The organism is Eisenbergiella sp. OF01-20, from assembly GCF_003478085.1.
In the GTDB taxonomy this organism is placed as follows: Bacteria; Bacillota; Clostridia; order Lachnospirales; family Lachnospiraceae; genus Eisenbergiella.
Genome location: NZ_QUES01000029.1, coordinates 21,868 through 44,339 on the forward strand (window position 1 = coordinate 21,868; position 22,472 = coordinate 44,339).

The 22,472-nt window shown below is 46.1% G+C and carries 16 protein-coding genes; 13 read left to right on the forward strand and 3 right to left on the reverse strand.

Annotated elements, in window-relative coordinates; genetic code table 11:
* The first annotated feature begins 10 nt into the window (after nucleotides 1-10).
* The 3 genes from DXA36_RS24220 (at nucleotide 11) to DXA36_RS24230 (ending at nucleotide 5,133) form a co-directional block, all read left to right on the forward strand.
* Complete coding sequence (locus DXA36_RS24220; RefSeq protein WP_118682003.1) at nucleotides 11-1,084, forward strand: family 43 glycosylhydrolase; 1,074 nt, start codon at nucleotides 11-13, stop codon at nucleotides 1,082-1,084.
* A gap of 116 nt (nucleotides 1,085-1,200) precedes the next feature.
* Entirely contained in the window at nucleotides 1,201-2,721 is a 1,521-nt protein-coding gene (locus tag DXA36_RS24225; protein WP_118682004.1) for a DUF5060 domain-containing protein, read from the forward strand.
* A 24-nt stretch (nucleotides 2,722-2,745) separates the two neighbouring features.
* Nucleotides 2,746-5,133, forward strand: a complete 2,388-nt coding sequence (locus tag DXA36_RS24230; RefSeq protein WP_118682005.1) for an alpha-L-rhamnosidase-related protein — start codon at nucleotides 2,746-2,748, stop codon at nucleotides 5,131-5,133.
* Nucleotides 5,134-5,200: 67 nt separating this feature from the next.
* On the opposite strand, the gene DXA36_RS24235 is transcribed toward DXA36_RS24230, so the two are convergent.
* Together DXA36_RS24235 and DXA36_RS24240 are read right to left on the reverse strand one after the other, a co-directional pair.
* Nucleotides 5,201-7,243 carry a hypothetical protein gene (locus tag DXA36_RS24235; protein ID WP_118682006.1) on the reverse strand — a complete coding sequence of 681 codons (2,043 nt, stop codon included), beginning with the start codon at nucleotides 7,241-7,243 and terminating at the stop codon, nucleotides 5,201-5,203.
* 23 nt (nucleotides 7,244-7,266) lie between these two features.
* Nucleotides 7,267-8,643 (reverse strand): MFS transporter, encoded by a 1,377-nt coding sequence (locus tag DXA36_RS24240; protein ID WP_118682007.1) that lies wholly within the window; start codon nucleotides 8,641-8,643, stop codon nucleotides 7,267-7,269.
* A gap of 224 nt (nucleotides 8,644-8,867) precedes the next feature.
* Between DXA36_RS24240 and DXA36_RS24245 the strand changes: the two genes are divergently transcribed.
* Nucleotides 8,868-10,034: a helix-turn-helix transcriptional regulator gene (locus DXA36_RS24245; protein WP_182479243.1), complete on the forward strand. Its 1,167-nt coding sequence runs from the start codon at nucleotides 8,868-8,870 to the stop codon at nucleotides 10,032-10,034.
* 21 nt (nucleotides 10,035-10,055) lie between these two features.
* Here the strand turns inward: DXA36_RS24245 and DXA36_RS24250 are convergent, their stop codons facing one another.
* The gene (locus DXA36_RS24250) at nucleotides 10,056-10,298 is read right to left on the reverse strand and encodes a hypothetical protein (protein ID WP_118682009.1); all 243 of its coding nucleotides are present in this window, start codon (nucleotides 10,296-10,298) and stop codon (nucleotides 10,056-10,058) included.
* A gap of 319 nt (nucleotides 10,299-10,617) precedes the next feature.
* On the opposite strand from DXA36_RS24250, the gene DXA36_RS24255 reads away from it, so the two are divergent.
* The 9 genes from DXA36_RS24255 to DXA36_RS24295 all read left to right on the forward strand — a co-directional run bounded on the left by DXA36_RS24255 (nucleotide 10,618) and on the right by DXA36_RS24295 (nucleotide 22,463).
* On the forward strand, nucleotides 10,618-11,049 hold the full coding sequence (locus DXA36_RS24255) for an alpha/beta hydrolase (protein ID WP_118682010.1): 432 nt from the start codon (nucleotides 10,618-10,620) through the stop codon (nucleotides 11,047-11,049).
* Nucleotides 11,001-12,749 (forward strand): sensor histidine kinase, encoded by a 1,749-nt coding sequence (locus DXA36_RS24260; RefSeq protein WP_118682011.1) that lies wholly within the window; start codon nucleotides 11,001-11,003, stop codon nucleotides 12,747-12,749. Before DXA36_RS24255 ends, DXA36_RS24260 begins: the two co-directional genes overlap by 49 nt.
* Nucleotides 12,730-14,331 (forward strand): response regulator transcription factor, encoded by a 1,602-nt coding sequence (locus DXA36_RS24265; RefSeq protein WP_182479244.1) that lies wholly within the window; start codon nucleotides 12,730-12,732, stop codon nucleotides 14,329-14,331. The genes DXA36_RS24260 and DXA36_RS24265 overlap by 20 nt, the downstream gene beginning before the upstream one ends.
* Nucleotides 14,332-14,412: 81 nt before the next feature.
* Nucleotides 14,413-15,957 (forward strand): ABC transporter substrate-binding protein, encoded by a 1,545-nt coding sequence (locus DXA36_RS24270; protein ID WP_118682013.1) that lies wholly within the window; start codon nucleotides 14,413-14,415, stop codon nucleotides 15,955-15,957.
* A 32-nt stretch (nucleotides 15,958-15,989) separates the two neighbouring features.
* Nucleotides 15,990-16,952, forward strand: coding sequence for an ABC transporter permease (locus DXA36_RS24275; RefSeq protein WP_118682014.1), 963 nt, complete (start codon nucleotides 15,990-15,992; stop codon nucleotides 16,950-16,952).
* A 14-nt stretch (nucleotides 16,953-16,966) separates the two neighbouring features.
* Nucleotides 16,967-17,857 (forward strand): carbohydrate ABC transporter permease, encoded by an 891-nt coding sequence (locus tag DXA36_RS24280; protein ID WP_118682015.1) that lies wholly within the window; start codon nucleotides 16,967-16,969, stop codon nucleotides 17,855-17,857.
* Between the two features lie 67 nt (nucleotides 17,858-17,924).
* A complete protein-coding gene (locus DXA36_RS24285) occupies nucleotides 17,925-19,112 on the forward strand; it encodes a sialidase family protein (protein WP_118682016.1) in 1,188 nt (395 codons plus the stop codon).
* 142 nt (nucleotides 19,113-19,254) lie between these two features.
* Complete coding sequence (locus DXA36_RS24290) at nucleotides 19,255-20,808, forward strand: ABC transporter substrate-binding protein (protein WP_118682017.1); 1,554 nt, start codon at nucleotides 19,255-19,257, stop codon at nucleotides 20,806-20,808.
* Nucleotides 20,809-20,924: 116 nt separating this feature from the next.
* Entirely contained in the window at nucleotides 20,925-22,463 is a 1,539-nt protein-coding gene (locus DXA36_RS24295) for a carboxylesterase/lipase family protein (protein WP_182479245.1), read from the forward strand.
* Nucleotides 22,464-22,472 lie beyond the last annotated feature (9 nt).

Consider the following 22,472-nt stretch of genomic DNA (forward strand, 5'->3'; position numbering starts at 1 on the left):
AAGGAAAAGCATGTATCATTCAATAAGACCTGGCCAGGTATGGCTGGATACGGAAGGAAAAAGAATCCAGGCCCATGGTGGCTCTGTGATTTATATTAACGGAACCTATTATTTTTACGGAGAAAATAAAGAAAAAACGGATGGGAAAAATGGTATCTGGCACTGGGGGGTACGCTGCTATGCTTCCAGGGATTTATATAACTGGGAGGATAAAGGGCTGATCATTCCTCCGGAAGCGGATGATCCGGAATCATCATTGCATCCCGCTTCCCAGATGGACAGACCACATATTATTTACAATAAAGATACGAAAAAATATGTGGCATGGCTGAAAATCATGAATAAAGATGGTACACAGACGGAAACCGTGCTTACTGCAGATGAATTTCTGGGGCCATATACCAAAGTCAGGGAAGGACTGAAGCCGCTGAATATGAGTGCCGGGGATTTCGACCTTGCAGCGGCGCCGGATGGAAAAGCCTACTATTATTTTGAACGGGTCCATTCAGAAACGATATGTGCGGATTTGACTGCAGATTATACGGATGTTACCGGATACTACAGCACTCATTTCCCGCATCCGTACCCTCCGTATGTGAGAGAAGCCACGGCGCATTTTGTGAGAAAAAATAAGCACTATCTGATTACTTCAGGTACTACAGGCTATTTGCCCAACCCGTCTGAGGCAGCTGTCTCTGACAGCTGGCATGGACCTTTTACCGTTTTAGGCAATCCTCATCCGGAGGATAAAAGCAATACCTCTTTTCATTCACAGATTTCTTCTGTATTTAAGGTGCCGGGGAAAAAGGATCTCTATATTGCCTGTGCCGATCGTTGGCTGCCGGAGCATATGGATGAAAAATATGAAGATTATGCAAAGATGTTTGAAGCTATGTTTAATCCGGAGGCAGAAGCAGACTGGAAAGAATTAGTGATGAACCATCCTCAGGATATAACAGATAATACATCGATTGCAGACTATGTATGGTTACCGCTGCGGTTTGCAGAACCTTCCGATAAGCACCCTCTGGGAATGGTATATATTGACTGGCTGGATGAGTGGCGGATTGAGGATTATGAGTAAGAAGTGAAATCGCTATTGAATTTAAAGGCAATTGTACAAATGATAGAAATTTATAATTTATTGGAACAGTTAGGCCTGCCGGGACTGGCAGTGCTATATCAGGAGGAGATTGGATAATGCGTCAGTATGAGATGTTTGAGATATCACTTCAGGGTGAAAATAAGAAATATAATCCTGCGGAAGTAAATGCGATATTTTATTATGGTGACACGGAAAAACAGGTAAAAGGATTCTATGCCGGAAATGGAGAGTATAAAGTGAGACTCCTGCCTTCAATGACAGGTTTGTACAAATGGAAAATAGAAGGTGCAGTGAGCGGGGAGGGAGAAGATTTATGTGAAAAGGCCAATAACGGTATGCATGGTCTTGTCAAACCTGACGGAGCGCACTTTATTTATGAAGACGGAACTCGTTATATTCCTGTCGGTACTACGGTATATGCCATGCTTCATCAGGAGAAAGCGCTGAGGGAACAGACCATGCGGACATTGGAAAACTCTCCGTTTAATAAAATCAGATTTTGCGTATTTCCGAAACATTTTGATTATAATTCAAATGAACCGGAGCTTTTACCTTTTTTCTTTACGGACGGAAAGCCGGATCCGGCAAAACCGTGTTATGAATTCTGGAACAGGCTGGAAGAATATATCGGCCGTTTAAACAGGCTTGGTATCCAGGCGGATCTGATACTTTTTCATCCATATGACCATTGGGGTTTTGCGGAATGGTCTAAGAAAGAGTGTGTTGCATATCTGACGTATGCGGTAAGAAGGCTCTCCGCTTTTCCCAATATCTGGTGGAGCATGGCGAACGAATATGATGCAGTAATTTATTTTGAACATGACTGGTGGAATGATTTTGCAGCACTGATCCGAAAAGAAGAATCATGCAGACATAACCTCAGCAACCATAATCTCCTTTGGAAATGGGACTTTGGGAATCCGGATACTACCCATGTATGCCTGCAGAGCTCGGCTTTTGAAGAAGTGCCGGAACTGATGCTGGAATACGGCAAACCGATCCTTTTCGACGAATGTGGGTATGAAGGGGATATTCCATATCCCTGGGGAAACCTGTCGGGTTTTGAGATGGTGAACCGCTTTTGGAAAGCTGCGGTAATGGGAGCTTATTGTACACATGGAGAAACCTTCTGGAATCAGGAAGAGATCCTGTGGTGGAGCAAAGGAGGGATATTTAAGGGGGAAAGTGTGCCCAGGATTGCATTCCTGAAGGAGATACTGGAATCCCTCCCCGGAGATCTGACTTATGAAGTCCTGGATGCGGAAAGAGTTTATTTCTATAAGGGAAGAGAAGGTCTCAGGGAGTTGGCGGCAGACGGTAAATTTCCGGAGGGGTTCGTGGATTATCCGGAAGAACTGCTGCGGCCGCTGATCCGTACCATGACAGAACTAAGGAGCAGCTATAAAGATGAGGTAATTATAATATACAACGGGCGTCAATGCAGAAGGTTCCTGGATGTGGAGCTTCCAACAGAGGGCAGGTATACGATAGAAATTATTGATGTCTGGAATATGACAAGAAAAATACAAAGAAAAGGGGTATCTGGAAAAGTGCGGGTGGAAATGCCGGGGATTGAAGGGATTGCCATGCTTGCGACAAAGGAGCATGAGAAATAAGCGAGCGGAGGCGGAAAAGAGAAAATGATGTATCATTTTAACAAAGCAGTGCCTGTCTGGGGAGTGAACCTGACATATGAATATAACCAGATTCTTGGCTTCCGGACAGATATCAAGGCAGAAAAGCCGGCGGCAATGAAAATTGCATTGGCTGCCAGAACCTATTACCGTCTGTATGTAAATGGTAAAATGAAAGCGAACGGCCCTGCCAGGACCGCAAAGGGGTACTGCAGGACGGATGAATATAGAATACCTGCGGATGGTATTATGAAAATTGCGATAGAGGTTATCGCGCTGGACAAGCCTTTGAAATACAGCAATGATAATACGATGGAGCCGGGGCTTCTTACTGCAGAAATCAGTCTGGAAGGAGAAGACGGATGCTGGGAAACCGCAGCGGCAACCGGTGAGGACAGCTTTGGATATATGGAAATTCTTTACCGAAAATCTATGGCGGAACTGATGAGCCACAGCAGGGGAATCGTAGAGTATTATCAATTAACGCAGGACAGCCTGGGCTGGATAACGCAGGACTATGAAAGCTTTAAAAAGCCCGTTCCGGTAGCAGAAAGCATACGCTTCCTGGAACGGCGTTCTCCTTATCCAACCTATCGGTCAATTCCCTTCCGTAAACTTTTAAAGGTAAAAAATATGGAGCCTTGTGAAAAAATTTCCGGCGGCATTGTATTTGAACTGGCGCAAGCCTTTAACCCGGGATGGTATGATATGCTTAAGGCGGAGGATATGTTCATCGAGAAGCTTTTGGAAGAGAAGGAGGCGCTGTTTTCCGGACAGTGGAAGGCTGTCAATATGGGAGAAGGACAAAAGGGGATTTGTGTAACGGATTGTCACACCGCTTCTGCCTTTGTTTTTTCCATACCGAAATCAGAACTTGGATTTATCCATCTTTGTGTGCAGACACAGAAGGATGCCGTTATCGACATAATTAATACGGATCATACGGATAAAGAAGGCGTTGTTAGAGGAAATACCTATGCCGCCCGATATGAGCTTGAAAAGGGAAGCTATAATTTGATAACCTTTGAGCCCAGACTTACCAGATATCTTAAGATTATTATCCGTACAAATGGGGAAATTACATTTTCATATCCGGATCTGCTGGACTACAGCTATCCGGATGAAGAAATTTGTCAGTTTGAATGCAGCGACGGAGAACTGAACCTGATATATGAAGGGGCGAAAAGAACCCTGCGTCTGAATACGCTGGATATTTTCATGGATTGTCCCCAGCGGGAAAGGGGAGGTTGGCTCTGCGATTCTCAGTTTACTTCCCGGGCAGCCTGGCAGCTTTTGGGGGATTTGCAGGTGGAAAAGGATTTCATTGAAAATTTTATGCTGACGAATCCGGAGGATTATGCGGAAGCATTTTTCCCGGAAGTATATCCTGGCGAAAATTACAGAGAAATGTCCCCAGGAATCCAGAGCTGGTCTTTCTGGCTGCTGACGGAACTGTGGGATTTCTATCATCGTTCCGGTGACAGAGCTTTTATTGATAAATGTTTTCCCAGGGTGGAAAAGTTTTTGGATGCCGTTATGTCGCATGTGGGTGCCAGTGGATTGTTCGAGGGTTTTGACTGTCTGTTTGTGGATTGGTCTCTCTCTAATGAAAAATTTTCACTGTATCCCATATCAATCCCGGTAAATTGTCTGATTGTCCATACCTATGAACTGATGAGCGAGCTATACGATGTGGAAAGATGGAAAACAGTGGCAAAGAAGGTGAGGAGGCGGCTGGAGGAGATCCGGCCAGCCAGGGGATTGGACAGTGATGGTTATACCTATGAAGATGGACAGTTTATAAAAAATGGATGCCTTACCGAGGCCGGACTGGCACTGGAACTTTGGAGCGGTTTCCGGACAAAGGAACCTGCCTATGTAAAGCCTTTCGTGGAGGCCATGGGAACCTGCCCTAAATTGAGGCCTAATCCTAATATAGGCAGGGCCAACCTGTTTATCGGGCTGATGATACGGTTTGATGTACTTGCCAGGCTGGGTAAAACGGACACGCTGGTGAAGGAACTGAAAGACGTATATCTGCCGGAATCAATACATGGCCCGGGGACATTCTATGAAAATATCAATGCATTCAGCGGCTGCCATGGATTTAACGGTATGGCTGGGGCGCTGATTGTGAATCAGGTACTGGGGCTTGGGCAGCCGATGCAGCTAACCCGGACGATCCGTATCAATCCACATCCCGGAGAACTGAACTGGGCATGCGGAAGTGCGGTATGTGCTGATGGCAGGATCTTTTTTGAATGGAAGGCGAATCAGGACGAGCATGTCTTGGAAATGGAACTTATTCTGCCGGAGGGATGGAAAGCTGAGGTGGAACTGCCTTTTGAACTGGCAGGGTGGAATGTGCGGATGAATGGCGAGTCATGTGCTTGAAAAAGTAACATCAACAGAGAGGCGCCCGGTAAGGCTCCTCTCTGGAGCTATGTCAGGAATATTTGTCTTATTCCACCACAACCCTTACCCTGTCCAGATTTTTGCATTGTATAAAGATATCATCAAGTGTTCCGGTCCGGCTGCTCTGTGCCTTCAGCACCGGAAAGTAAGTTCCGGGTCTTTTAAATATATGAGTAGTTTTCACATAAGCTGTCTGGCTGTTTTCATTTATTTCCAGCTTTTCATATCTGCTGAAATCGTTTGACTGTTCGAAATCCCAGGCGGCTGCAGTTACAATGCCAGTATGCCCTGGAACCTCTATTACAGCAGTAAAGGTTACCGGTTCCCCGGCTTTCACGAAAATACTTTTTTTACCGTTGGCAAAAGCTTTTACCACAGGCTGCAGTCCTCCTCTCTCCGCCGCACTGTCGGGAACTTCGATCTGTCCGTCATAGTACTTGTAATTAGTTGATGGTACGGGTTCTCTATTTTTTTCACACCAGTCCGCCAGATCCAAAAGGGCCTGATGCAGCACCCCCAGATAATCAACATGATGCTGCGGATCGCTTTGTTCCGGATCATTCAGCCGGGCCGTATTATCCTCATGTACGCAGTTATCATTGTAGTAGAGGCGGAACATTTTGTCCGTTTTGCTTCCCAGGTGCCGCTCCACCGCATGGCGGTACCAGTCCCCATGCCACGGATAAGCACTTTCATCCAGCAGACTGCAGACAGCGATGACCTTTCCATGAATATCGCCGGTGGGAACCTCCCCGCCTCCGTTTTTGGCGATGATGGGAGACAGCAGAAAAGGCAGCTGCGGGTAGATGGGGAGGCCTTTTTCATCCCGATACTGATCGTATACATGATAGCTTCCGTCCGGCACCTGATGCCGCTGAAATGTCTGCATTGCCAGATAATCGCTGTTATCCAGCAGGATTTCATCTCCAACAGCCAATCCTGTCAGGTTATGATAGGAATCGCTCCAATCAAAGGCCTTTCCAACGGTAATAACACCGTTTTCTATTTTTTCAATGGAGTTTTCTTTTCCTTTTGCCTTTCCGCTTAATACTTTAATTCTGCAATGAAAAAGCCGCATTCCCAGATCGGGAATAGTTTCTACGCGGATCTGCGGTTCCATATCCTGTCCGGCGGACAGGGTTTGCCAGCTTTTGTCCACACTGCTGCAATCTTTGTTAGTTTGTTCCCCACAAAAACCTGTCAATCCGGCAACCCTGGTTACGAAGCGGATTCTGGCCCTTGCTTCATTGCTGTCCGGATCCGCACCCGCATAGCCCGGTTTTTCCCAGAAGTCTTTAAAATAATTGGGGAATACATTATATATATAGGGCGCCAGCACCATCAGGGATCCATCCCCCATTGTCGGCCATAGAAACCATCCGCGTTTAGGAAATCCCATCCTGGTAGCTTCCGCTAAAGCTTGTTTTTGTTCTTCATCAAGGCCTTCGTAGATATTTCCGCTGCCTCCCGGTTCCATTGTATCTACAAGGTGTTTCAGTTTTTCTTCCCCAAGCATTCTCATTACGCGGACACGAGGGCCGAAAACATTCGGTACGGCCATGGGATTTGCAGTCACATAAGGTACCCCTCCATCCCAGATGCCTTCGGTCATTTCCATACAGCCTATCGTCTTAAAGCTTCCGCCGCTCCCTCCGAAGATGTAGCCATAGGGCCTGTGTTCATATTCGTACAGTTTCCCGGCCAGCTTACGGCCAAACTGCGCACAGTGAGCGCTGGTTTTATACAGACGCTCCCCTTCTCCGGGGATAAATCCCCCCTGATTGCTGTTTACAAAGTAAGCTCCATGGGTTAAACTAAAGCGGATTTTATCATCTTCTCCGCTGAGCCATTCGCATTCATGCTCATCAGCCGGTGCGGGTGATACATATTGAAAAAATCTTCCCGCATAGTTATCTTTTTCCGGAAAATAAAAACAAAACCTGGCCTCCGTACCGTTTTTTTCCGTTCCGCGGAACCCGCCGTGTACATAATAATGGCGGACAGGGGTATCACGCCATCCTTCTTCATCAATATAGGGCTGTGAAAAGTAATTATCTTCCGAGGGTATGTACAGTTTCTTTTTTTCCATGTTCTTTTCCTCCAATAGAACTTTTAAATTTCCGTTTCTCTTTGTGCCCTGCGTTTATCCAACTCCTCACGAATTTTCGGAATCATACCGTCCAGTTTATAGAACAGTAAACTTCCTGCTACGGCAAGCCATAAAAGCATGGGGATAATGCTGAATAAAATACGGATCATCCATACGGCGCTTTCCGGTATTTGGGTCATATCGCCCACATATCCGGCACAGGAGAGAAGGATTCCCAGCAGGCCTGCTCCCAGTGCAGACCCGATTTTAGTTGCCAGGCCGGTTACACATCCCAGGGTGCCTTCCATTCGCTGCATTCCCTTCCACTCGTTAAAGTCTGCACAATTTATGATCATAAGTGGGAACAAAACACTGATAGGAGTGATTCCTCCGCCGTACATAATTCCTGCAATCCCCAGCAGTACCGGATTGCCTTCTGCGAAAAAGTTCAGCAGATATCCGGCGGCTGTAACGAGGCATCCCGCTAAAATCAGTTTTTTTATAGAAAAGCGTTTAATTATTTTTGGGAAGAATGCAGCAAGGGGAATCGCTAGAAGCATTGCCGCATTAACCAGTCCCATTAAATTCAGATCTCCGGCCACATATGTGAAATAATAAACATTGACGCCCATATTAGTGACAAAATTCTGGATGAACAGGATTAAGGCTATGATATAAATATAAGGATTCCTGGTAAGAACTGTTTTTACGTCCTTAAGATGTACTTTTTCCTTCCCTCCGTCTGCCGGGTTGGCATCTATTGGATTCGTTTCCTTAATAAAAAGAAAACGCAGCAGCCCAATAATAGCCATAGGAACTGCAAGCATTGCAATCATCCTGCTCCATCCGGAGGCATTTACCGCATATCTGGCAACAAGAGTGGGAGAAATTATATTAAAAAAAGCGACACATATCATACTGATAATATTGCCGTAGGAATTTAGCACCACATATTGCTCTTCATACTTAAATGCCCGGACCATGTATACTGTGGCATTTGCATTCAAAAAAGTAAAGAATACACTGTTTACCATAGCATAAGCACTCAAAACCCAGATACATTTAACCACAATGCTCCAGGACGGCGAGCAGGAATACATTAACCAGGTGCAAAACCACAAACCGACAATACAGAATTCGTAGGGACGTCCGCGTCCGATTTTTGTATTCGTGCGATCCACAAGATATCCTGCGAATATATCAGTTACCCCATCTAAAAGCTTACTAAAAACCAGGAGCATCCCCACAAGATAAGGATCCATTTTTAATGTATCTGTACAATAAATTGATAAATAGCCCAGAATCATCATACAAATTCCGTGCGATACCGCTCTGCTCTGCCAGGCAAACAGACTTCCAATTCCTAACGACTTTGGATTTTTTTCTCTTATTTTCCTCATTTTCTACCCCCAAATAAATATAGCTCCTGACAACAGGATTGAATAGTTTATGGTTGTATTTTACAAAGAGATGGAAGATACTGGATATCACTATATTTACCTATTTATAACTATATTGTAAAAAATGCTGAAAATAAGTATAATATTTATAGTTTAGGTATTCTGAGCAGCAGCGATAATTCATATCAGCCTGTATACTAATAATGAAAGGAAATGACAGTCTTATGCGGATAGAGGAATTGTTCGAATTGCTTGACGATTACAGCCGTGCCATGCATCTTCCTGTCAGTTGTTTTATAGGGCATGAACTGGTTAACAGAACCATGGATTTTCTGACTGATTTTAATCTTCCCATGTTGCTTATGGAATGCCTTCCACAGGAACTTCCTCCTGTCTGGTACAGCATTTCACCGGAATTTATGTATATGGCGGGATTGACACTTACTGATAAAAATATGACAATTTTTATTGGCCCGGCCTGTGTACTGGATTGTTCCCGGGAGCAGGCATCCCGTATTCTGGAACGAATCGGCCGTTCAAGAAAGGACATATCGGAATTGATACGTTTCTTCCGAGCTCTTGGTGCTTGTGATTCAGTCTCTATCCAGGCTGGCGTCAAACTACTGCAGCGTCTCATATGCAATACCTGTACATCACCTGAGTTGTTGGAATTTCACTGGAACAATCTGCTGCATTTTCCCGCTTATAGTATCCCGGAACCTGAAAATACCGGAGATATACCATTGGAAAAAGAATTGGTGGAATGTATTGAAAATGGAAGAAGTGATGTGCTGGAACAAATCATTCTAAATAGTATGCTGATAAGAAAGGGGGAGGCTTTTGATGATCCGCAGCTTTTTCGGAACAGATCCAATATTATGTGCAGCGCCAATTTCTTTTGTTCCAGGATAGCCCTGCGCGCAAATCTGGATATAGCCCTTGTCACGGCTCTGTTCGAACAATATGACCGAAAAATCCAACACGCCTCAAATGTCTCTGAACTGACATATATCTTCGTGGAATTTATACGGGAATATACCCGTCAGATCGCTGCATTAAAGGGCTTGCAGACAAATTCTCCGCTGGCTGAGAGAGTGAACCATTATGTGGTATCCCATCTTTATGAAAATATAACCCCGACGCTCCTTTCCGAACAACTGAAGGTTAACCTTTCTTATTTATGCAGGCAATTTAAAAAAGCAACAGGCAAAACAATTTCCTGTTTTGTACAGGAACGTAAAGTAAAAGAGGCTATGCATCTGTTAAAGAAGAATACGTTGACTGTCACAGCTGTCAGCCAGTTGTTGGGATTTTCTTCCGCAAGCTATTTTTGCGTTGTCTTTAAAAAACATACAGGTATGTCTCCGGCCGGATTTCAGCATGAAAAATAGAGGCGGACTGATGGGCAGTCCTTAAATAGGAAATAAAGCAATTAAGGCAGCTTCTTGTTGCACGTCCCATTCGGTCATTTTTATAATAAAGCCGTTTGATTTAAACGCATTTCTGATATTTTGAGGAACGGCCAGATAGGTTTGTATTAAAGTATCGGGAGCCTTTCTTAATAGATTACCTATCTTGGTTTTATCAAAAGTAATTGCATATGGCGCTACCAGATCTCCGTAGATGTGGTTTTCATCTTCTATCATAATCATCATTAGTCAATGATTCTCCAGGTATTGAGCTGTTTGGCCTGGCTGGATACCTCTATACTGACTTCTCCGGAACGATCCGATATAAATACGGCGGTTAATTCATCGGTACGGCCCAGAAACAGTATATAATTTATACATCAGAAAATATGATATATGAAATCTGTTTTTGAATATTTTTTCCTGGCCTCATTTATTAAAATAAGTGGACTATTATGTAAAAATTTTGTAACTGTTTACTATTTTAGCAGTTATAAAAGTATTCCGAATTACAGGAGGGAGAAAGATACTGAATTTTAAAAAGTTAACCGGAGAAGAAACAGGTGTGGCAGAGGAGTTCAGGGCGGATTGGGAGGCCTGCAATATCGATTTCTATGAAGATGTGGCCTATGGGATAGGAGGGGATCACCCTATGTACCTTGATCTCATGATACCAAACGAAAAACCTAAGGGAAAACGGCCTGTGATTATCTGGGTTCACGGCGGCGGGTGGAGAATTAAGGAGCTTACGAAGAAATACCGCCCGGTTAGTGCACTTGTGCAGGCGTGTCAGATAGGCTTTGTCTGCGTGAGCATTGAGTACCGTCTTGTTACGGAGAAGCCGTTTCCGGCACCGATAGAGGATTGTAAATGTGCGGTACGTTTTAAACTGCGGCGCAGGTTCCCCGGCCCACAAAGCGCTGGTGAGAGAAGGAAGGAATTAGAGGTATGGACAAAAAGGAAATCCCGGCTCTGGCGAGTAAAAAGGGTTCCATAAAAAGATACTTATTTATAGGCGGTGTAGGCGGTTCCGTCCTGTTACTGTTGCTTTTAATGTGTTTCGGAGGCTATATCATGCTGCAGTACAGGAATGTGTATAAAAGGGATCATGCAGCCATGACCTCCGATTATGCACAGCAGCTCGCCCGGGATATCGGCTCCCTGGAAGCTTATATTAAAAATCTGTATGGGAACAACGTTCATTACCAGATGCTCAAACGGCCTCAGATTACGGAAGATCAATGGATGCTTGCTTCCTATTACCTGAATAATAACTTCAGTACCAAGGCAGATAATCTGGACTATTTCGGCGGCGTTTTTTATTATGATCAGGACTGGGACTCCCTGAACAGTGAGTTCAGCAGCTATCCTTATGCAGGAGACAGCTACCGCCTGAATCAGGCGGTTAAAGCGGAAGTGAGGATGCATACAGGTGAAAAAATGCCATATGAAAAAATAATGGCCTATGAAGGGGAAATTTATCTCTTATATATTCTGGGGGATCGAGGGAAATATTTGGGATATGCGGTCAATCTGTCGGGTTATTTTGTATTGCGGGAAAATATGCAGCTTATCATTTCCGATGAGCAGGGGAATATCCTTGCAAATTTGGGAGACAGGCTTCTTGACGAAGCGTCCGCTGTGGAGAAGCTGAAGGGCGGTACGGATAAATCGGGCCTGAAGTACATGATTTCCAGGGCTGCTGTGGAAGGGCAGAACCTTCAGCTTATGCTGATACATAAGGATGAAAAGCTGGCCTTCTGGAACCAGGCGGAATTCTGGCTGCTGTTCATCCTGATTCCTCTGGCGGCTTTTGCTGTTTTGTGGAATGTGTACAGGTTTGTAAAGCGCATTATTTACCAGCCTATCGATCATTTTGTACACCGCCTGACGGAAATGAAAAGAGGAGAGACGCCTGAAGCTTCCGGAGGGGCGAGGAAGGAAAAACAGTTGGAGGAGATCCGGCTGATTAATGAAAAGCTGGATGAACTGATTGCGGAGATGGGGCAGCTGGAGCAGGAAAAATACAAAAAGGAGAAGGAAGCCAACGCCGCGCTGCTGCAGTATTATCAGCTGCAGGTAAGGCCCCATTTTTTCCTGAACTGTCTGAATATTGTAGCTTCCCTTCTCAATGAAAATGATGTGGATACGGTGAAAACCATGATTTTTGCCGTGTCCAGGCATTTCCGCTATGTATTTCAGGATTCGGACAGCCTGGTTACACTGGCCGAGGAAATAGAAGAGGTCAAAGCCTACTGCGATATTTATATTATTAAAAACGCAATGCCTATTCTCCTGCAGATTAGCCTGGACGAGGAGACGAAATCCTGTGAGATTCCCATTTTGTGTGTGCAGACGTTTGTGGAGAATTCCGTAAAATATGCGGTGAATAAGGGCAGGGTGCTTTCCGTTTCCATTACGGCGGGCAGAATAGAAGATGATGGGAAATGGTATACAAGAATCCATATTACGGATAATGGGGAGGGGTATCGTCCGGAACAGCTGGAGCAGCTGAACAGGCCTGTGACGGAATTCCAGTATCATTCTATGCAGGTTGGAGTCGATAATATAAAGTACCGGATTTATTTGTTATATGGGGAGAAGGCGAAGCTATACTTCTATAACAGCCCAACCGGAGGGGCTGTTACGGAAATACTGCTGCCTCAAAGGTATAAAGATGAACATACTGATTATTGATGACGAGAAAACGGTTTTGAAAACCGTATATTCCCAGCTTCAGGAAATGAAGCTGGGAATGGAAAGAATTGATACGGCCGACAGCGCTGAGGAAGCAAAGGAATGGATGAATACGTACAGTTACGATATCTTCCTCTGCGATATTGTTATGCCTGAAACGGACGGAATCACCTTTGCCAAATGGGTGCTTGAGAGATACCCGGAGGTGAAGGTGATTTTCCTGACGGCCTACGCGGATGTGAAATACATGAAGGAAGCGATTTCTATGCAGAGCTTCGATTATGTTCTTCAGCCCGTCAGCACTCAGGAATTGAAAAGCGTTGTGGAACGGGCCGTTTCCCAGATCAAGATTGAGCGGAAAAACAGGGAGCTGATAAATATGGGCGCCTTTTTCCAGACCTACGAGGAAAGTATTCTTGAAACGGGCACCCTCCAGTATCTGGAGGGGGGCAATGAGGAAGACTCCTACCTGCGCAGACTGATTGCCGGTCATAATGTTAACGGTGCGGGCGAATCGGACTATATGCCCGTATTGATCCAGGTTCTAAAAACGCAGAGGAATCTGGAAAAAATAGAAAAACCTATTCTGCGCCTGATTTACCAGAATATCCTGGATGAAGTGTTTCAGGATTTAAAGGTATACAGTATTATTGTGCTGGAAGAAAATAGTACGGATTTTGCCATACTCCTGTATTGGAAAAAAGAACTGGCTTATGAAACGGGGACGCTTTCCGGGAAGCTGGAAAGCTTCCGCATTCTGGCGTACCGCGTACTTTTGACCTCAATGGCAATTTACTGCGGAAGAGCCTGCGAACCTTCAGAACTTGTGAAATATTCACAGCCTTTATTCCAGGCAAAAAAGGACAATGTGCGCCGGGAAAGCCGTGTGTTCATTCCCCGTGAAAATGAAAAGGATGTGAACAGTAATTCCTACAGGCTCCAGCTGAATACCTGGAAAAAGTTGTTGGAGCAGGATCAGTTTCTGAGCTTTAAGGACAGCATTCTTACTTATATCACCAAAGATTACCACGGACATATGAATGCCACCGGCATGATGAACCTGCATCAGAGCGTCACACAGCTTCTGCTTGTCTATCTCGTAAACCATCAGATTGGCAGCGAGCAGATTTTCGATAACGAGCTGCCCTACCTGACCTATATGAATGCCTGGCAGGGCTATGATCTGTTTGAAAAAGCGCTGACTTATATCACCCAAAAGCTGCAGGAGATTATTGGCAGAGGGGAAACGAAGGATGTGATCCAGGAAACGGTAAAATACATCAGGCAGCATCTGGATACAGATCTGGCGGTAACGGAAATTGCGGACTATGCGGGAATGAACCCGGAATATTTAACGAAGCTTTTTAAAAAGAATACCGGTTTTACCCTGAAGGAATATATTGTAAATGAAAAAATGGAGTCGGCCAAAATACTGCTGTCCACAACGACATTGCCGGTGACTTTAATTTCCGGCCATGTGGGCTATGGAAACTATTCCAATTTTACAAGAAGCTTTAAACAGTTAGTGGGCTGTACGCCCATGGAATACCGCAAGGCGGCAGCGAATCAGAAAATGCAATAAACCTTCTCTGATTTTGCATATTTTTCACGTCCCTGTTTGATTAGAATATGCTTAACAAACAGACAGGGGAGGTAATATACGATGAATAAAAAGCTATTGTCACTGATTCTTGCAGTTGTATTGACAGGTTCGCTTGCAGGGTGTTCACAGAAGTCACCGGCGGCGCAGCCTCAGACGGACAGCAGTGAGGAAGCGGCGGGCACAGCGGAAACAGCCGGAGAATTTCCGGCATCGGAAAACCCGGACGAGTGGCCTGCGATTACGGTACAGGTGCCTGTTCTTAGTGAAATGGCGGACGAACAGATGGTGGAGGATGCTTTAAACGAGTATCTGGTATCTATTAATGCAGGAGTGAAGGCTGATATGGTGCAGATGGCCCTGGGGGATCTCTCCACGCAGCTGACGCTTATGCTGTCTGACAATCAACAGCCTTTGGATCTATTTTGCTGGAGATTCTATTCTACACTGGACGGATGTGTGAAAAACGAACAATGCATCCCTCTGGATCCATATTTGGCAGTTTACCCTGATTTATGGAAAATGTATCCCGGAATTGTTCTGAAGACACAGCAGATCAGCGGTGTGCAGTACGCGGTTCCTTCCGTGGACAGCTATGCAACCTATGATGTTTATGCATTAAGAAAAGATGTGGCGGAGGATCTTGGTATTGCGGACAGAGACGGGGAGCGGATTACACTGGATGAAATGACCCAAATTATGAAGGGTGCAAAGGCAGCCCATCCGGAATTCGCTTATATGATCAATACGAATAATGAAGCTGTCATCGGCATAGACAGCCTGGGAAACAGCAACTGGCTTGGCGTACTGATGAACCGGGGGGTGGATACGAAGGAGATTGTCAATCTGTATGAGACGGATGAGTGGCGCGAGTTCTGCCTTCGTATGAAGGCATGGAAGGACGCCGGCTTAATGATGGATGATCCCCTGAATAATGAAATGACGATTTCCCAGTATAATAACGGCGTTTCCGCAGGTTGCTACCTGGGGGGCTACAGCCCGGATTATATCAAGGCGCTGATTGCCTACAGCCCTTATGAACCCATCGAGTTCCAACTGACGGATATGGTCGGGACAAGTGCTTCCGTGCTGGGCGGCTGGATGATTTCCACCGTATGCAAGGAGCCGGACGCAGCAATGAAGCTTCTGTACCTGATGGCCACAGATGAGAAGGTGGCCAGGTACTTTATCCTGGGTATTGAAGGTGTGCATTATAGTGTGGATGAGAAGGGCATTGCAAGACGTCCCGAAGGTGTTACACAGAACAACAGCACCTGGAATCAGGACTGCCCGTGGTTCTATCCCAACCAGTGTCTGAGCATTCCGCTGGAAACGGAAATGGTGACTTATTATACCGATATGCTGGATGCCCCCAATCATGCAGAATTTTCAGAAGCGATGGGCTTTGTATTCGACAGCGCCCCGGTTTATGACCAGATGGCGGCATGTACCACGGTAGTTGCGGAATACAGAGACGCTTTGCTCTATGGCCTGGTGGATGTGGACACTTATCTGAAAAAATTCAATGAGGAGCTGAAGGCGGCAGGAATAGATGAAATCATAGCGGAAGAGCAGAAACAGTTCGACGCGTGGCTTGCCGCACAGTAAATTAGATTCCCGGAATGGAAGGACAGGATAAGATGATGTCGAAAAATGTGAGCACAACCCAAAGTAAAACTGCTTCAAAAAAACAGACGCTGCGAAAGCTCCGTAAATATGCCCCGTTATATCTCTGCGCACTGCCGGGCTTTCTGTATCTGATCATTAACAATTACCTTCCCATGGGCGGCCTGATTCTTGCATTCAAGAAGTACAGCTTCGCCAAGGGAATTATCAAAAGCCCCTGGAACGGACTTAGCAATTTTACATATCTGTTCGGCTCGAAATGGGCTAAGATCATGTTCCGCAATACCATTGGGTACAACATATTGTTTTTGTTCCTGGGTACGGTCTTTGCCATCTTTGTGGCAATCCTATTAAATGAAGTACGTAAAAAAAAGGCGCAGCAGGTGTATCAGACGACTATATTGATTCCCCATCTTGTAAGCACCGTTCTTATAGGTTATCTGGTATATGCCTTTCTGTCCAGCACGAACGGTTTTGTCAACAAAGGGATTCTGGAGCCTCTGGGAAGAGAAGGGGTACAGTGGTATACGGAAGCAAAGTACTGGCCCTTTATCCTGACTATCGTGCAGTTGTGGAGAAGCTTCGGCTTTCAGAGCATCGTATATTTTGCAACGATTATCGGGTTTGACAAGACTTATTATGAGGCGGCCGTGGTGGACGGCGCCACTACCTGGCAGCAGATTACCAGAATCACCCTGCCCCTGTTAAAGCCAACGGTCATTATTTTGACTATCATGGCATTGGGTAGAATGTTTGCATCGGATTTCGGTCTGTTCTATCAGGTGCCCCAGAACAGCGGACTGCTTTATTCCACTACAACCACAATTGATACCTTCGTATACCGCACTCTGATGCAGGATCATGATGTGGGAAGATCGCTTGCTGCAGGCTTCCTGCAGTCCGTACTCGGATTTTTCGTGGTAATGCTGACCAATGCTATTGTGCGCAGGACTGAACCTGACAGTGCATTGTTCTGAGAGGGAGGAAAAAAATGGCTGGAACGAATAAAGGATTTCGCATATTTGCAAATATAATTATGATTGTTTTAATGCTGTGCTGCCTGCTGCCGTTTATCCTTTTAATTACGGCATCTATCACTGATGAAGCTACTTTGACGCTCTACGGATATTCTTTTTTCCCAAAAAAAATAAATTTCCGCGCCTATGAATATTTGTTCCAGGCAGCCGGAAAGATTGCCAGAGCCTATGGAGTGACGATTCTGATAACATTGGTCGGGACAACGCTGAATGTAACGATGACAATGTTTATGGCTTATCTTTTGTCAAAACAGGATTTGCCGGGGAGAAATTTTTTATCCTTTTTTATCTTTTTTACCATGCTTTTTTCCGGCGGTATGGTTCCTTCCTATATTATATGGAGCCAGTACATGCATGTTGGAGGCAGCCTTCTGGGACTGCTCCTGCCTAATCTGGCGCTGGGAGCCTACAATGTAATATTGATGAGGACTTATTTTACCACAAATGTGCCCAAGGACATTCTGGAGGCCGCGCAGATGGATTCCTGCGGGGAGCTGGGGATGCTGTTTCGTATCGCTCTCCCGCTTTCCAAACCCATGTTGTCAACGGTGGCGCTGTTTTCCGCATTGGCTTATTGGAATGACTGGATCAATGGCCTGTATTATCTGACTAGAAGAAGTGATCTGTATTCCATCCAGAACGTGTTGAATTCCATGATGAACAATGTGCAGTTCCTGAAGGAGAATACGCTGGATGCGGGCAGTGCGCAGATTACAACCCAGATACCTACCTCCGGGGTGAGAATGGCAATTGCGGTAATTTCCGTACTCCCGATTATGATTATTTACCCTTTCTTCCAGAAGGCATTTATTAAAGGCATCGTAATCGGCGGAGTGAAAGGTTAACGTTAACGATATCCCATTACGGATATCCGTTGAGTGATAAGAAATAAAGGACGAGAGGAGTAAGGAGATGACTATTGATAGTAAGGCGGTTCATGATTCGCTTTATGCGCCCAATGGGGGGCATGTGCCGAAGGAGGGCGGGAGTTGCTCGATTTTGCTGAAGAGAAGGTATACCAGCGTGGTGTTTTGTCCCGGAGAGCCTTTTGAGGGGCAGAGGGGGCCGGGGTCTATGTATCCGCGGTGTATCTGCCTGGAGCATAACGGGGAGAAGAACGGGACTTTGCTGGCGACGATGGAGTATTATACGGAAGATACGCCTGTTTTTCCGATATATGAGAGTACGGATGATGCGCATAGCTGGCATTATCTGAGCTGTGTTGAGGATACGCAGCTGGGGCAGGGGTGCCGGTTTCAGCCTCATCTTTTTGAGCTTCCCTGTGATATGGGCAGTGTGAAGGAGGGAACGATTCTTTGTGCGGGTAATATTATTCCGAAGGATATGAGCACTACCACGCTGCACATGTATAAAAGTGAGGATGCGGGCAAGACCTGGGAATTCGTCAGTGAAATCGTGAAGGGGGAGAGGGATGAGAAGCATATCATGGGGTTTCCTGTATGGGAACCTTTCCTGCTGCAGTCGCCTGACGGAAAGCTGTTTTGTTATTATTCGGATGAGAGGTATAAGGATCATGGGAATTATAATCAGCTTCTTGCGCATAAGGTGTCGGAGGACGGCGGTTATACGTGGGGAGAGGAGAAAATCGATGTCGCTTTTCCCGACGGGAATCTCCGGCCGGGTATGCCTGTAGTAGTTTATCTGCCGAACGGAAAGTTTATCATGGTGTATGAGATGGTAAATGAGGACAGGATTCCTGTTTATTTCAGGATTTCCGATTCCATGGATGACTGGGGGGAGCCTGATTTTATAGGGAATCCGATAGTTGCGGTGGACGGCAGTTACCTTACGGGCACGCCTTATGTGACATGGATTGACAAGGGAGGAAAGGATGGTACTATCCTGGCGGCAGGCAGAGGCTTTTCCCATATTTTTGCCAATTCGGAAATGGGGATGGGCTTCTGGGAAAAGATGGACAGTCTGATTCCGATTGATAATAATTATAATTTTACAGGCTACAGTCAGTGCATCCTTCCTTTAAAGGGAGGCAGGCAGATACTGAATTTGAGCCCCTGCCAGATTTCGGACAGGCAGGCGCTTATTGAAGCGGCGGTTGCGGACGTATATGTCCGAGCATAAAGGTACAGGAGCCGTTATTGGGTCAGGCGTCTGGACTGGTGCCGTGAGTCAGAAATTGCAATGGAATACATCGGAAAATGAATATTTTAAAGGAAACCAAAATTATATGATATGTTTATTAAGGAGTATGGGAGGAAGTAGTATGAACAAGAAACTGGTATCACTTATTCTTGCCGCGTCAATGATTGGGACGCTGCTTACAGGCTGCGGCTCTGATCCGGCCGGGACAGGAGCGGCCGATGCGCCGGGAAGCACAGGCAGCGTATCGGCTGAGGGGGAAGATTCTTCAGGAGCACTTGAGGTATCCGAAAACCCGGACGACTGGCCGGTAATCGCAGTGCAATCCCTGAGCTATGATATGCCGGATGAGACTATGGTGGAGGAAGCGCTGAATGAGTATCTGGTATCGATTAATGCAGGAGCAAAGGTGGATTTGATCGGTATTAACTTCGGCGACCTTGCAACACAGATGACTCTGATGCTGTCCGATAACCAGAACCCCCTGGACATATTCTGCTGGAGATTTTATTCCAATGTGGACAGCTGTGTAAAGAATGAACAGTGCATTTCCCTTGATCCATACCTGGATGTGTACCCCGATCTTTGGGAAATGTATCCGGAAAAGGTGTTAAAAACCCAGCAGGTTTCCGGTGTACAGTATGCCGTTCCTTCCGTTGACAGCTATGCCACCTATGAGGTATATGCATTAAGAAAGGAAATCGCGGAGGAACTGGACATTGCCGATAAGGACGGCGAACGGATTACCCTGGATGAAATGACGCAGATTATGAAAGACGCAAAGGCAATTCATCCGGAATTTTCCTATATGGTGAATACAAATAACGAATCCGTAATCGGCATTGACAGCCTGGGCAACCCTAACTGGCTTGGAGTACTGCTAAACAGAGGCGTTGACACAACGGAAATTGTCAATCTTTATGAAACGGAGGAATGGCGTGATTTCTGCTATCGGATGAAGGACTGGAATGAAGCCGGATTACAGATGGATGATCCGCTGAATAACGAAAGAACTATCACGCAGTACAATAATGGCGTATCCGCAGGCTGCTATCTGGGCGGTTACAGCGCTGATTACATTAAAGCTTTGATTTCTTACAGCCCCTATGAACCCATAGAATTACAGCTGACGGATCTGGTGGGGACAAGCGCTTCCGTATTGGGCGGCTGGATGGTATCCACAGTATGTAAAAACCCGGATGCGGCAATGAAGATTTTATATTTGATGGCAACCGATGAAGTGGTGGCGCGTTATATGATTCTCGGTATTGAAGGCCATAACTATACGGTGGATGAAAACGGAATCGCCCGTTTCCCGGAAGGTGTGGATGCCAGCAATGCAACCTGGAATATGAACGGACCCTGGTACTATCCGAACCAGTGTCTGAGCCTTCCTTTGGAGGTGGAAATGTCAACCTATTATACCGACATGCTGGACGCCCCGAATCACGCAAAGTTTTCGGAGGCGATGGGCTTCATATTCGACAGCGCTCCGGTATACGATCAGATGGCAGCCTGTACGACGATTGTGGCTGAGTACAGAGATGCACTGCTTTATGGCCTTGTGGATGTGGACTCTTATCTTGAAAAATTCAATGAAGAGCTGAAGACCGCAGGAATCGATGAGATTATTGCAGAAGAACAAAAACAGTTTGACGCCTGGCTGTCTGCACAGTAGACAAATAAAGAACCAGCAAATGTGTTGCCGGCCATAGGTGTTTCTATGGCCGGCAATTGTTGTGGATAAGGATGTTCCGCGGATTGCGTCATCCTGTGTATGTGAGAGGAGAAGCTATGGAAAATTTACAGGTAGTTGTGGAATCGGGGAAATTACAGGGCATTCATGGATGGGACCCAAGGGTTGCGGTATTTAAGGGAATACCATACGCCGCACCTCCGGTAAGGGAGCTGCGCTGGAAAGCCCCGCTGCCCGCCCCGGCCTGGGAGGGCGTGAGATGGGCCGATCAATACGGGCCAATCGCCTGCCAGCCCGTGCCAGGCAGCAATCCAGAGGAGTTCTGGACAAGGGAGATCCATCCCACCGGAACGGAATTTGCCATGAGCGAGGACTGTTTGTATCTGAACGTTTATACAACGGCCAGGACGGGGGAAGAAAAGCTTCCGGTACTGATTTACATTCACGGCGGAGGCTTTAAGGGCGGATACCCTTACGAGGTGGAATTTGACTGGGAGCATATGGCGAAAAAAGGGATTGTTGTCGTAGCAATCGCTTACCGTCTGGGCGTTTTGGGATTTTTGGCCCACCCCTTGCTGTCCGCGGAAGCGCCGGAGGAACCAAAGGGCAACTATGGCACGATGGATCAGCTGGCCGCTTTAAAGTGGGTAAAGCGCAATATTGCCGCCTTCGGAGGCGATCCGGACCGGATTACCATTGCCGGACAGTCCGCGGGAGCCATGAGCGTACAGAATCTGATGACCTCCCCCATGGCGGAAGGGCTGATTGACGGCGCTATTATTGAAAGCAGCGTAACCGTGGCCTTTGCGGAAAAAGCGGACAGAAGCCATCCTCTTGACAAGGCGGAGCAGGCTGGCGCCCTGTTCTTTGAAAAGGCGGGCATCAAAAGCCTGGAGGAAGCGAGAAAACTGCCCGGAGAAGAACTGGTACGGCTGGAGGATGAACTTTTAGGGCCGGGCGTCCATTTTGAACCCGTCATTGACGATATCATTATAAAAGAATTTAATTTTGTAACCTATAAAAATAATCACCATCACAGGATTCCCGTGATAGCAGGCTATAACCGGGGAGAAGCGGAGTCCTTTGCGAAAGCGTTCACAAGCCCTGTGGAAACAATGGAGGCGTTCAAACAATACGCCGCCGGCTTCGGTGAAAAAGCGGAAGAATTCATGGCGCTTTGCAATGTGAAAAATGATGATGAGGTGAAGTCGCTTTTTTCCGGCAGCGCGATGCTTGATCTGATTGCGGGCGCGAGGATGTTCGGATATATCCAGGACAGCCAGGACAGAAAGGTCTACCTCTATGACTTTAATGCAGATATCCCCGGCGATGATAATGCGGGCAGCTATCACGGAAGTGAGATGTGGTTTGCCTATGACAGCCTTGCAAGATGCTGGCGTCCGTTTACCGGAAAGCATTATGATCTGGCCCGCCAGGTAAGCTCTTACTGGGTGAATTTTGTGAAAACCGGAAATCCCAACGGTAAAGATACCATCGGCGAAGAGCTTCCGGAGTGGAAGAACTTCACGGCGGAAAATGAATTCGTGATGGAATTTACGGATAAGCCGGAGGAATCCGGGATAAAAACGGATCCGGTTATGAAATTCAGGATCGATTACACGTTAGGGAGAATGTAAAAGTTTTAT